The sequence below is a fragment of the Sorangiineae bacterium MSr11954 genome (genome assembly GCA_037157815.1).
GTDB lineage: Bacteria > Myxococcota_A > Polyangia > Polyangiales > Polyangiaceae > Pendulispora > Pendulispora albinea.
Map to the genome: position 1 here is coordinate 8,017,488 of CP089984.1, position 12,559 is coordinate 8,030,046.

The 12,559-nt window shown below is 66.0% G+C and carries 8 protein-coding genes and 1 pseudogene; 3 read left to right on the forward strand and 6 right to left on the reverse strand.

Features of this window, described 5'->3' with window-relative positions; all coding sequences use genetic code 11:
- Nucleotides 1-14: 14 nt before the first annotated feature.
- Both LZC94_31025 and LZC94_31030 read right to left on the reverse strand, forming a co-directional pair.
- Nucleotides 15-3,173 (reverse strand): S41 family peptidase, encoded by a 3,159-nt coding sequence (locus tag LZC94_31025; protein ID WXB12270.1) that lies wholly within the window; start codon nt 3,171-3,173, stop codon nt 15-17.
- A gap of 24 nt (nt 3,174-3,197) precedes the next feature.
- On the reverse strand, nt 3,198-4,043 hold the full coding sequence (locus LZC94_31030) for a methyltransferase domain-containing protein (protein ID WXB12271.1): 846 nt from the start codon (nt 4,041-4,043) through the stop codon (nt 3,198-3,200).
- Nucleotides 4,044-4,780: 737 nt separating this feature from the next.
- On the opposite strand from LZC94_31030, the pseudogene LZC94_31035 reads away from it, so the two are divergent.
- The 3 genes and pseudogenes from LZC94_31035 (at nt 4,781) to LZC94_31045 (ending at nt 7,621) form a co-directional block, all read left to right on the forward strand.
- Nucleotides 4,781-4,879, forward strand: a pseudogene (locus LZC94_31035) (polymer-forming cytoskeletal protein).
- A 611-nt stretch (nt 4,880-5,490) separates the two neighbouring features.
- On the forward strand, nt 5,491-6,594 hold the full coding sequence (locus tag LZC94_31040) for an oxidoreductase (GenBank protein WXB12272.1): 1,104 nt from the start codon (nt 5,491-5,493) through the stop codon (nt 6,592-6,594).
- Nucleotides 6,595-6,757: 163 nt separating this feature from the next.
- A complete protein-coding gene (locus tag LZC94_31045) occupies nt 6,758-7,621 on the forward strand; it encodes a lysozyme (protein ID WXB12273.1) in 864 nt (287 codons plus the stop codon).
- Nucleotides 7,622-7,674: 53 nt separating this feature from the next.
- Here LZC94_31045 and LZC94_31050 read toward each other — a convergent pair whose 3' ends face one another.
- The 4 genes from LZC94_31050 to LZC94_31065 all read right to left on the reverse strand — a co-directional run bounded on the left by LZC94_31050 (nt 7,675) and on the right by LZC94_31065 (nt 12,245).
- Entirely contained in the window at nt 7,675-8,541 is an 867-nt protein-coding gene (locus LZC94_31050; GenBank protein WXB12274.1) for a trypsin-like serine protease, read from the reverse strand.
- A 30-nt stretch (nt 8,542-8,571) separates the two neighbouring features.
- On the reverse strand, nt 8,572-9,315 hold the full coding sequence (locus tag LZC94_31055) for a hypothetical protein (GenBank protein ID WXB12275.1): 744 nt from the start codon (nt 9,313-9,315) through the stop codon (nt 8,572-8,574).
- 594 nt (nt 9,316-9,909) lie between these two features.
- A complete protein-coding gene (locus LZC94_31060) occupies nt 9,910-10,659 on the reverse strand; it encodes a hypothetical protein (protein ID WXB12276.1) in 750 nt (249 codons plus the stop codon).
- An 836-nt stretch (nt 10,660-11,495) separates the two neighbouring features.
- Nucleotides 11,496-12,245, reverse strand: coding sequence for a hypothetical protein (locus LZC94_31065; GenBank protein ID WXB12277.1), 750 nt, complete (start codon nt 12,243-12,245; stop codon nt 11,496-11,498).
- Nucleotides 12,246-12,559 lie beyond the last annotated feature (314 nt).

Below are 12,559 nucleotides of genomic sequence, written 5' to 3' on the forward strand. Positions count from 1 at the left end.
TCCGTATCTCTTAGCTAATCGTTGTCGCCGCCGATCACGTTTTCCGCCAGATCGTCGTCGGTTTTCGGCGTGGCCAAAAGCTCCCCGTTCGGTCCATCGCGCCGCACGATGAACGTCTTGCGGGTGGAGGTGTCCGGGCTCTCGCGCGCCACGATGCTCACCACGTTCACCCCGGGGCGAAGCGGAAGATCCGCCTCGAAGGTCATGCGCTTCGGATCGGCCGCCCCGCGGTTGGAGCGGTAGAACGTCTTGCGCGAGCCCACGAAGATGTAGGCGTCGAGCAGGCGCTCGCTGTCGCCGGCCGTGGCCTTGATGGCCGTGTGGCTGTCGCGCGTGGCCAGCGACGTGGCCGCCAGCTCGATCGACGGCGGCGCGTGCGCCATCGTCTCCTCGAAGTTCACCGTGCCGCTCGCGGCGCCGCCCGCCTCGAGATCGCGCGTCCGGGCGAACGCAAAGCGCCCTGCGCCGAGCGCGAGCTTGGTGAACTCGGTGGCCGTCCCCATCACCCCCGCCGCGCTCCCCGCGGGCAGCCGCCCGATCACGCGCGCACCGGCCTCGGGCGCCTGCAGCAGCTCCGCCCCGCCGCCCTTGGCGCGCATGGCCCCGGAGCCGGCTTGAAGCGCGATGGGCGCCGCGATCGGCATGCGGATCTTCTCGGACACGGACTCGCGCAGATCGCGGTCGGCGATGGACAGCTCCACCTTCGCCTCGGCGTCGGGGAGCTGCGACTGCACGTCGAAGGTGAAGGCCACCTTGCGCGTCTCGCCCGGGTTCATGTTCGACAGGTCGAAGCGACCATCGTGCAGGAGCAGCCCGTCGCCCGACAGGTTCCGCAGGTTGGCCTGCGTCTCGTACGAGCGACCCTTGCCCACGTTGCGGACCGTCAGGTACACGGTCACACCCTCGTCCTTTTGAATGCGGCCATCCCCGTTGCCGCGCCGGTTGTCGGCGACTTGGTAGGCGTACGCGAACACCGGACGCTCCAGCGCGCGGATGGTCGCGCGCATCTCGGCGTCGGCCGGGGCGCGCCCGCGCGCCTCCTCGAAGTGCACCTTGATCCCATCGGCGCGCGTCAACGTGTCGCGCGGGACGCGGCAGATGCGCGGAGCGTCCTTGGGGAGCGGCGCCGTCGAGCCGATCTTGTGGCCCTCGACGTCGCACCACCCGAGCGGCGCGGTGGCCGTCTTGCTCTTGCCCGGATCCAGCCGCCCGATCACCAGCTCCTTGTTGTCGAACAAGGGGTTGTCGCTCTTGCTCACCGCATAGAGGCGGTAGAGCGGCGAGGTGCCCTTGTTGGTCACCGTGACCTTCAACGTCATGGGGTCGCCGGCGGTCACCTCGTTCTGCGGCCGCTCCGTCTCCATCTTCACGTCGAACAAGGACGCGGCGATGGGGGCCTGCGCTTGCGGGACGTCGGCCGGCGCGTCGGTCCAGTCGACGCCGATGGTCTTGAGCTCCGCCGCCACCTTGTTCAACTCCGTCGCCCGCACCTCGGCGATCACGTTCTTCGCGGCCCGGAGCTGATCGAGCCGCTTGCCCGCCGGCACCTTGGAGACGAACTCGCGCGCGAAGCGGATCTGGAAGTCCATCGCGAAGTTGTCGTCGGGATCGCCGCCGCGCTCGCGCAGCTCCTGCCGATCCTTCTGCGGAAGATCGTAGCGCACGGTCTCGGTCGGGCGCTGCCCCTCGCGGGCGCGCGCGTTCGAGAGGCTGCGCGAGAGATCGCGCTCCTTGAGCCCGCCGGTGTCCACCGTGAGATCCATCTCTTGGGCGTCCACCGTCATGGGATCGAGCTGGATGTCCGGCGTCACGCCCGTGCCCTGAATCGAGACGTCGCCCGGCTCGGTCAAGTACTGCGCGATGGTCAGCTTGAGGGCCGCCTTGTCCGGCAGCTCCGTGAAGACCAGCTGCACGCTGCCCTTGCCGAAGGTCGTATCGCCGATGAGCACCGCGCGATCGTGGTTCTTCATGGCGCCGGCCACGATCTCGCTCGCGCTGGCCGACGAGCCATTCACGAGCAGCGCGATCGGGTAGTTCGGCTCCGTGCCGTCGACGTGCGCGTTCTTCTCCTCGCGCCCCTCGCTGGGGTTGCCCACGGTGGCGACGATGGGGCCCTCGCTGAGGAACTTGTCGGCCACGCGCGCGGCTTGGTCGAGCAGGCCGCCGGGGTTGCCGCGGAGGTCGAGGACCAGCCCTTTCAGCTCGCCGCTCTTCTTCAAGGTGCGGAGCGCATCGTCGAGCTCCGCCGCGCTGTTGGCCTGGAACTGCTTCAAGCGGATGTAGCCGATGTTGCCCTCGAGCAGCTTGGACTCGATGCTGGCGACGCGGATGGTCTCGCGCGTGAGCTCGAACGGGCGCGAGCCTTGCCAGCCATCGGGGCCATCGCGGTGCACGTGCACCGTGACCTTGCTGCCCGGCGCGCCGCGCAGGTGGTTCACCGCCTCGTTCAGCCCCATGTTGAGGGTCGACTCGGTGTTGATCTTCACGATGCGGTCGTACTTCTTGATGCCCGCGCGCCCGGCCGGCGTCCCCGGCATGGGGTTGATGACCGTGAGCTGCTGATCGCGGATCGAAATGACGATGCCCAGGCCGCCGAACTGCCCGCTGGTCGACAAGGTCATCTCCTTGTAGGCCTCGGGCGAGAGCAGCACGCTGTGCGGATCGAGCGTGTGCAGCATGCCGTTGCACGCGGCATATTCGACCTCGCGCAGATCGACCTCCGTCCCTTTCAGCCCGTCCTGCACGAAGGCGAACACCTCGCGCAGCCGCGCGCTCACGTCCCAAGGCCCCTGCACGTTGTCGACGCGGAACTCGCGCTCTTGCGTGTCCACCCGGATCTTGACGGTGGGCGCGCCCTCGTCGTGCAGCACGATGACCTGCGCCACGTCGCGCTGCACGTAGTTGAGGGCCGACAGCAGCATCTCACGCGGCTTGACCCGCTTCGGATCGACGTACCGATCGCGCACGTTGCGCAGCACCTCGTTCACGACCTTCAGCGACGTCAGGTCGTACGAAGCCTTGTTCTGCAAGCCAAACGCCGCATTGTTGGCGGCGATGGCCGGCGTGAGCCCTTCCCAGAGCCCCCCACCTTGCAATCGCAGCGCGAGAAACGTGGCAAAGCCGAACCCCACCAGGAGGGCAGCTACGCGGAAGAGACGTTGGGAGAAGGGCATGTGAGCTCAGTATAGACGCCGGAACTAGGTAATGGGATTGCGCCGCAGAACGGCGACATAGAAACCGCCGAAATAGGCCAGGGAGCTGTCGGCCAGACGCTCCTCCGCCCGCTTGAGCAACCGTCCAACCCCCGGAATTTTCAGGGCGGCGGCCGCCGGGGTCACGATGCGGATGCCGTAGGCGCGCTCGAAGCGCGCGTTGGGGGGAATAATTTTCGAGATGACCCAGGGCGGATCGAAACGCGTGTAGACCGCATCTTCCTTGGTGTGCCGCGAGATTTTCCCGGCGGGGCCGAGGCGCTTGACCAAGCCGCGGAAGCTAATCGGGTTGTAGAACTCGGCCAGCACCACGCCGCCGGGCCGGGTGACCCGGACCATCTCCGAGAGCGCGCGCCCGATGTCGGGGACGTGGGCGAGCACCTTGAAGGCACACGTCACGTCGAAGCTGGCGTCTTCGAAGGGCAGGTTGGTGACCGAGGCTTCCTCCACGCTCAACCCGCGGCCCCGCGCGCGCGACAGCATGCCGGGCGAAAGATCGATGCCGCTCACCGTGCTGGCGAAGCCGGCGAAGCGCGACAGCAAGAGCCCCGTACCGCACCCGCACTCCAGGATGCTCTGCCCTTTGCCGTAACGCTCGACCAGGCGCACCTCGAGATCGTCGATCAGGGCGTGGTAGCCGACAGGGTCGTTGGGCAAACGGTAGCGCTCGTACGCGTGCGAAAATTCGTCGTAGTAGCTCTTCGTATCGTGCGCCTCGTGCGACGCATGATCCTGGGATTCGGGATCGTGCGGCGCGTGCGCGTCGGACGAAAGGTGCGGCCTACCGGCTCCGTTTGCGGGAACCACTTCGTTGCTGAGGATGCTGGTCACTGGGGGCCTCTATCTCGTTGCTTCGTTTGCCTCGTTTGCTCGGTCTCGCTTTACCTACGTACGTCATGGGCATGCTCGACGCTCGAGCCAACTGCCACCCCCGTCTGTGTATTCGACCCAGATGGCGCCAAAGCGATCGCGAACGATCGCGACATTCTGGACGGATGAACTCGAAGGTACAAAGCCGAACGATGAAAAGGAGCCCTCTTTCGGGTCGATTTTACCGAGCTCGACCATGCGAATCGACGAAGGATCTGCGCCCAGCGGCCGCACGCGCGCAACGACGATGGCGCTTTCGCCACGGGTGGCGGCCACCGCCGCAAAGTCGAACCCATTCGGATAGAGCGAGACCTGGGCCGGTTCGTCCAGGCGCGGCGGCGCGTCGATGCGGATGATCGCCAGGCCGAACCCTGCCTCAGCCGACGTCGGCATCAGCCCAAAGGTGTCGCCCTTCGCATCCATGCCGAGCGCACCGTGCACTTGGTGTTCCGACCCACCGCCCACATAGACGACCACATCCGGCCCCTGCACCAGCTTTCCTTGCTGCAAGGTGAGCACGCGCGCATGCACGGGGCTCATCGCGCGCCGCGCGTCGATGCTCAAGGCGAGCACGCTCCCATCGCCGCGCGACGCGAACACCACGTCCGTGGCGCCGCTCCCGCTCTCGGAGATGCGCACCGGCGGTTGATCGCCGAGCTGCGCGAACGCCTCGCTGGTGCGCCCCTCGCTGGTGGTGCGCACGGCCAAGTAGCCCAGCACCGGCTGCTCGCCCAACATCGCCGCCGTCACCACCGCACCCATATCCGCGTGCGCCACCACGCTCTCGCGCCCCGCCGGATCGCCGGGGCGAGACCGCACCGTGCGATGCACCTCGCCGCGCGCATCGGAGCAAAACACGTGCGACCCCGCCACCGCGCACGCGGGCCGCGAGGCGCGCTCGGGATCGCCGTCCAGGCGCTTGCGCGCGGGCGGCGCTGCCGTCTTCGAGGGCGGCGTGATGGGCGTCGCAGGCACCGCGTTCACCTGCGGTACGCCGTTCTTGTGGAACACCACCTCCACGCCGGACTCGGTGGCCACCAGCGCCGCCGGCCCCGTAAAAGGCTGCTGCACAGGACCGTAGAGCACGCGACACGCGCTCACCCCCGCGTCCGGGGTGCTCGACGAACCGGCGGCGTCGCGCTCCCCGCCATCGCGCGCGCCCGCATCGAGCACGTGCGACGAAGGCTTTGCCACGAGCGACATCGGATCCCACGCATCGCCCGCATCGTCGATGTTGCCCGCGTCGCCTGCAGCGCCCGCCGGTGAAGCGGTCGCGCTCGGCTCTTCGGCCCCGCGCGATTTGCAGGATTTGCAAGATGCAAGGAGCCCCGCGGCCGCAAAAAGGGCCATGCGGAGCAGAGACGGGGGCCAGCGCGAGGGCACGGAGAAGCTCTACACTCGCCGCACCATGAACGACCACAAAAACCAGAGCGGGAGCAGCAGCGGCGGCGGTGGGAGCGAAGGAGCCAAGCCGATCGGCGTCGGCGTGGTGGGCTTCGGGCTGGCGGGGCGCGTATTTCATCTGCCCACCGTTTCGGCCGTGCCGGGGTTGCGCGTGGCGGCCATCGTTCAGCGCCAGGGCGACGAGGCGCGTGCGGCTTATCCGCAGGCGAAGATCGTTCGTTCATTCGATGAGTTGCTGGGCGATCCGGACATCGAATTAGTCGTCGTCGCCACCCCCAACGAGAGCCATTACGCATTGGCGGAGCGCGCGCTCCTGGCGAACAAACACGTGGTGGTCGACAAACCGTTTACGACGCGCACGAGCGAGGCCGAGCGGCTGGCGTCCCTTTCACACGAGCGCGGACGCGTTCTGTCCGTGTTTCAAAATCGACGCTGGGACGGTGATTATCTCACCGTCCGCGATTTGCTCGCGAAAGGGACGCTCGGACGTCTCGCCACCTACGAAGCCTATTACGATCGCTTCCGCCCCGAAGTTCGAAACCGCTGGAAAGATCAGCCGGGGGAAGGAACGGGCATCCTCTACGATCTGGGCCCGCACCTCATCGACCAGGCGCTCGACCTCTTTGGCGAGCCGCAATCCATCGACGCGCGCGTGCTGCGCGAGCGCGACGGCGCCGAAACGAACGACGCGTTCGAGCTGACCTTGCGCTATCCCAACCTGCGCGTCCAATTGGGCGCCACCCTGCTCGCCGCCTCGCCCCGCCCGCGATTCCACCTTCGCGGTACGCGCGCCAGCTTCGTAAAATACGGAGTGGACCCCCAGGAGGCCATGCTCGCGGCGGGCGATCACTATGCGTCGCCCCATTGGGGCGAGGAGCCCGAGGATGCGTGGGGAACTGTATTCTCCGTGTCGACTGGGGATCAATCGATCCACCCGCCGCTCGCGACCCATCGCGGTGACTATCGCGATTACTATCGCGACATCGAATCGGCGATACGCACCGGCAAACGGCCGGCGGTGACGGCCGAGCACGGAGTGCGCGTCATGCGCGTTATCGAATTTGCGCTCGCGAGCAGCCGCGAACGGCGCGAATTGGATTGGCAATGAATCTATCCCCCTACCCCGCAGAGAGAGCGCGGGGGTGCGCAGCGGGATCCGGAAATTCGATTTATCTCTAGCGAAAATCGACTTTCCTCCAATCCATTTCGTGACATCTTTGCCCCGGTTCGTTTCGAACATACGCCGTGCCTCCCATTGCGAAGGAGCAGCGATGAACGTGAATTTCAATTTGAACCGGACGATTGGCCGCTCGGGATGGATTGCTGGACTTGCCGGACTTACCCTCGTTTCGGCCGTCGGCTGCGCAGGATCGCAGGACGAAGACGATCCCTCCGTCGAGTCGGTCGCGTCTTCGGCCCTGGGCTCCGCGGATCACACCGCGGGCTCGCAAATACGGCTCCACGAGGGCACCGATGGTCCCTCCATGGAGTCCGAGCTCGCGGCGCAGACCCCGGGCTGCGACGTGAGCGGCCACCAGGGGAACGTGAATTGGTCCTCCGCCGCCGGCGCGGGAGCGCGCTTCGCCTACATCAAGGCGACGGAGGGCACCTCCTATAAAAATCCGTATTTCGCGCAACAGTACAATGGCTCGTACAACCAAGGATTGATCCGCGGCGCGTACCATTTCGCGCTACCCAACGTCTCCAGCGGCGCTGCCCAAGCCGACTTCTTCGTCAACAACGGCGGCGGATGGTCGGCCGACGGCAAAACGCTGCCCCCTGCCCTGGACATGGAATACAACCCCTACGGCGCGACCTGCTACGGCTTGAGCGCGAGCTCCATGGTCGCCTGGGTGCGCGACTTCTCCAACCGGGTCAAGGCCCGCACCAACCGTTACCCGACCATCTACACCAGCACCAGCTGGTGGTCGCAGTGCACCGGCAACAACGGCAGCTTCGGCAACACCAACCCGCTCTGGATCCCGCGCTACGGCTCCAGCGTCGGAGCGCTCCCGGCGGGCTGGGGCTTCCACACCATCTGGCAATACGCAGACAGCGGCAGCATGCCCGGCGACCAAAACCGATTCAACGGCGCCTACGATCGCGTGCAAGTGTTCGCCAGAAATCACGATTAGCCGGCGGGCCGCCGCGGCACCCGCAAAGAGACGATCGCCGGCCAAGGCGCGGCTCATGCTCGGCCCCCGAAGCGCGTCCTCCACGCGAGCGCGGCGAGGAGCGTGAGCAGGAGGATCGGCGCGTCGCCCGCGTGCGCAGGGGCCCGCGGAGGCAGCGCACAACCCCCCGTCTCCTCCGTGCCGCCCTTCGCGCAGGGCTCCGGCGCGGGGGGAGGCGGGGTGTTCGTGTGCCGGAGCCGTTCCACCCCCGGCTCGATGAAGGCCGCGAGCTCGATGTCGACCCGCGCGTACGTCGCCACCCCGACGCACATTGGGTCGCCGTACGAGGCGACGCCGGCGATGCGCGGCACCCCATCGACGGCGACGAGCGCGGGCCCCCCCGAATCGCCCGAGCAGCTCAGCACCGGCTCCGGGCGGACGCGAAAGTGCTCCGGGGTCGTCTCGAACGCGCGCGCGGTGCCGGAGCGCCGCGTCCCCGTTCGTTCGAATTGGTCGCGGCCGTATCCCACGAGGGTCACGAGGCTGTCCGCGATTCGTGCCCCGAAGGTCGCGTCGACGAGCGCGATCGGAGCCACACCCGCGTCCTCGGCCAAGAGGGCCAAGGCCACGTCATGCGAGGGGGATACCCAACCCGGATGCCGCAGGGTCTCCACGATCGGGATGTGCCGCGCGTCGGCCGCGTCGATGCTGCGACCGACGACGGCCTCGGCGCGGCCGGAGGGAAGAGACTTGAGGCAGTGGGCGGCGGTGAGCACGATACGCGGTGCGATCAGCGTACCGGTGCACACCGCCTGGGCGGGTGCGGCGCACGAAACGGGGAGCGCGACCAGCGCGACCACGGCGTGGTGGTCGATGTCCTCGGAGCCCGGCACGACGAGCGGGCCTAGCTCCGGGACACGCCGATCATCGCTCGCGGTCATGACTCGAACGCCGTACTCGCATTTGGTCGCTCAGGGAATACCGATGGGGCAATTGGGAGGAGCAAAGGTGTAATCATCGGCGGCAGCGCCCCAGCTCCCGACGCCGTAATCGTGCTTGGCGCAGTCGGCCGTGTATTTGCCGCCGCCCCACCGATTGAACGGACCGAGATTATCGGGGCCGCACCCCACCCCGCAGCGGCCCGGACAATGCGGGGATGCGGACGTGCCGCAGCTCTCGCCCACGCCCATCCAATTTTTATAGCCTTCGGCGTCCTGGTATCCGCACTGGCATTGAAGGTGTACCCAACCACTCTCCGCGACGAACTTGAATGTGGGCAGCGCCTCGTTTGGCCTGGCGACGCTGAAGAAATTGAGCGTGCGACCGAGGGCCATGGTGGCCGTGGTGTCCTCGCTCGGCACGGCGCCGGCGAGGGCGGTCATCAACCGGAGCATCGCGCCGACCTGCGCTTGATCGAGCTGGCCCGACTTCGCGTCGAACTCGCCCTCGCCCCGATTGTAATCGAGGTGCATCGTGAGCTCCGTTTGGCCGGCGACGACCGTCACGTCGACCTGGCGTGGATGGTGTTCGACGGATTTGAATCCGAGAGACGCGGCACCGTCATCGAAGGTCCCTTCGACGACGGTAGGGGTCATGGTCTTGAGGGTCAACCCCGCCGCCTTGGTCGCCGGCTCGGAATCGGCTGACCCCGAGCTACACGCACCGAGAAATACGACGGCGCTCGCGCCGAAGGATAGAACGAAATTGCGTAACATGAACGGCCTCCATGGATCGGGTCTTACAGGTCATTTACGCGCGCACCGCACGCGTTTTTCCCGTGTTGCAAAATTCGAATACCGCAGGGGCAATACTCTTTTTGCCAAAGAAGGCGCGATCATCCGATGCGGCAGCCCAGCTCCCGACGCCATCATGCGTTTGGCGCAGTCTGCCGCGTGCTTGCCCTCGCCTCTGCGAGAGCGTCCGAGGTGAATCCTCATGACGTGATTTCGAATGGATCGCGAAAAGATCGACCGATATCCATTCGGTACCACATCGCTTATGCCGAGCAAATCAAATATCGAATCAGCGTCGATGGCGGTTGCACTCCGCCACGATCCGGCGCGCTTGATGCCGCTCGACGGCTCGTAATATTGGGAAATAACGTAAGCGCGCCGCGCCGTGGCGTCATCCAGCCGATGGGGCGGGATTTGGATCGAGGATTATTCACGAGTACGCGACGGAGCGCGCAGGGGTGCGGATCGACGCGCTCCGAGTGGAGCGCGCACGAAAGTCCGATATCCCTGACGCGGCGAGCCGTGCGCCCCGCGTCCGTGCCCGGCCGGGCGAACGCGGGGCGACGCGCCGATCGTTCAGATACCCCCGGGGCAATTGGCACTGGCGAAGATGTAATCGTCGGAGGCAGCCGCCCAGCTCCCGACGCCGTAATCGTGCTTGGCGCAGTCGGCCGTGTATTTGCCGCTGCCCCAACGCCCGAGCGGACCGAGGTTGTCGGGACCGCATCCAACCCCGCAGCGACCCGGACAATGCGGTGACGCGGACGTGCCGCAGCTCTCACCTACGCCCATCCAATTGTGATAACCCTCGGCGTCCTGAAAATGGCAGCGGCATTGAATGTATGCCCAACCATTTTCCGCGACGAACTTGAACGTGGGGAGCGCCTCGTCGGGCCTGGCGACGCTGTAGAAATTGAGCGTGCTCCCGAGGGCCTTGGTGGCGGTGGTGTCCTCGCTCGGCACCGCGCCGGCGAGGGCGGTCATCAACCGGAGCATCGCGCCCACCTGGGCTTGATTGAGCTGACCCGATTTCGCGTCGAATTCGCCCTCGCCCCGATCGTAATCGAGGCGCATCGTGAGCTCCGTTTGGCCGGCGACGACCGTCACGTCGGCCTGACGGGGAGCGCGCTCCACCGATTTGAAGCGCAGGGGCGCGGCCCCGTCCTCGAAGGTTCCTTCGACGGCGGTGGCGGTGAGGGTCTCGAGGGTCAACCCCGTCGCCTTGGTCGCCGGATCGGGCTCCGCCGAGGAGCCGGAGCTGCAGGCACCGAGGAATACGAGGGCGCTCGCGCCCAGTGAGGCGAGCACTGGAATGAGATTATGCATCGTGGATGACCTCCATTGAGATGAACTTCATATGTTTTCATCCGACGCGTGCACCGCACGCGCCGTCCGCCAGCGCTCGAATGACGCAACGGGCATTACCATCCATGAAAAAGCCCAATCATCCGAGTTCGCCCAGGCTCCGGCGCCGTCATCGTGTCTCGACGCAGTCGGCCTGGTGCTCACCGTCGCTTCAATGCAGGGGTCATCCGTAAAACGGCATGCACTGAGACGATTCGGAGAGATTGCGAAATATCGCCGACGTGTATTCGGTACCACAATAGCCATGTCGATCAAATAAATTATTGAATCGTCATCGATCGCGCCATTGCGCCCCACGGCTCGGCGCGATTCGCGTCATTCGAGCGCCCGTAAAGCCGGATTAACGTCCGCGCACGCCGCTTTGGCGTCATCGGGCCCATCGGGCGTCATTGAATCGCGAATAAATTACGAATGCCCGATCGCGGGCATTCGTATTCGGATGAGATGCAACTCCGAACGAGGTGGCCGAGAAAGTCCGATATCCCCGATGCGGCGGGCCGTACGGTGCGCGTCGCGCGTCCGTACCAGACCGGACCGCGCGCGCGAGCGCGAACTCGGAGCGGCCCGCCGGGAGAGGCTCGAGGCAGTGGGCGGCGGTGAGCACGATACGCGGTGCGATCAGCGTACCGGTGCACACCGCCTGGGCGGGCGCGGCGCACGAAACGGGAGCGCGACCAGCGCGACCACGGCGTGGTGGTCGATGTCCTCGGAGCCCGGCACGACGAGCGGGCCTAGCTCCGGACGTGCCGGTCATCGCTCGGCGTCATGTCTCGAACGCCGCGCGTTCGCTTGGTTCGTCAGATGCCCAAACAATTGGGAGGGGCAAAGAGGTAATCATCGGAGGCGTCCCCCCAGCTCCCGACGCCGTAATCGTGCTTGGCGCAGTCGGCCGTGTACTTGCCGCCACCCCAATTCCCGGTCGGGCCAAGATTGTCGGGACCGCACCCAACCCCGCAGCGGCCCGGACAATGCGGGGATGCGGACGTGCCGCAGCTCTCACCCACGCCCATCCAATTTTTATAACCTTGGGCGTCCTGGTATCCGCAGCGGCATTGAAGGTGTACCCAACCACTCTCCGCGACGAACTTGAACGTGGGCAGCGCCTCGTTTGGCCTGGCGACGCTGAAGAAATTGAGCGTGCGACCGAGGGCCATGGTGGCCGTGGTGTCCTCGCTCGGCACCGCGCCGGCGAGGGCGGTCATCAATCGGAGCATCGCGCCGACCTGCGCTTGATCGAGCTGGCCCGACTTCGCGTCGAACTCGCCCTCGCCCCGGTTGTAATCGAGGTGCATCGTGAGCTCCGTTTTGCCCGCGACGACCGTCACGTCGACCTGGCGTGGATGGTGTTCGACGGATTTGAAGCCGAGGGCCGCGGCCCCATCATCGAAGGTTCCTTCGACGAAGGTAGGGGTCATGGTCTCGAGGGTCAACCCCGCCGCCTTGGTCGCCGGCTCGGGCTCCGCCGAGGAACCCGAGCTGCACGCACCGAGAAATACCAGGGCGCTCGCGCCGAGTGAGGCGAGAGATACAACAAAATTACGGGTCATGGACGTTCTCCATCGAGATGGGCTTTTACGCGTTCATTTACCGCGTACGCGGCACGCGTTTGCCCATCCTGCAAAGTTGGAATACCGCAGGCACGACATTAATCTACAAAAGGCGCAATCGCCCGAGACAACCCGCCCAGCTCCCGGCATCATAACGTGCTTGGCGCGGTCTGCCGCGTACTTGCCATCGTCTCGATGAAGGAGCCGCTCAAGAACGAAGTTCAATGAAGCGAATTTCGGACAGATCGCGATAAGCTCGGATATCTATTCGGTACCACAGCGGTTATGCCGAGCAAATTAAATATCGAATCATC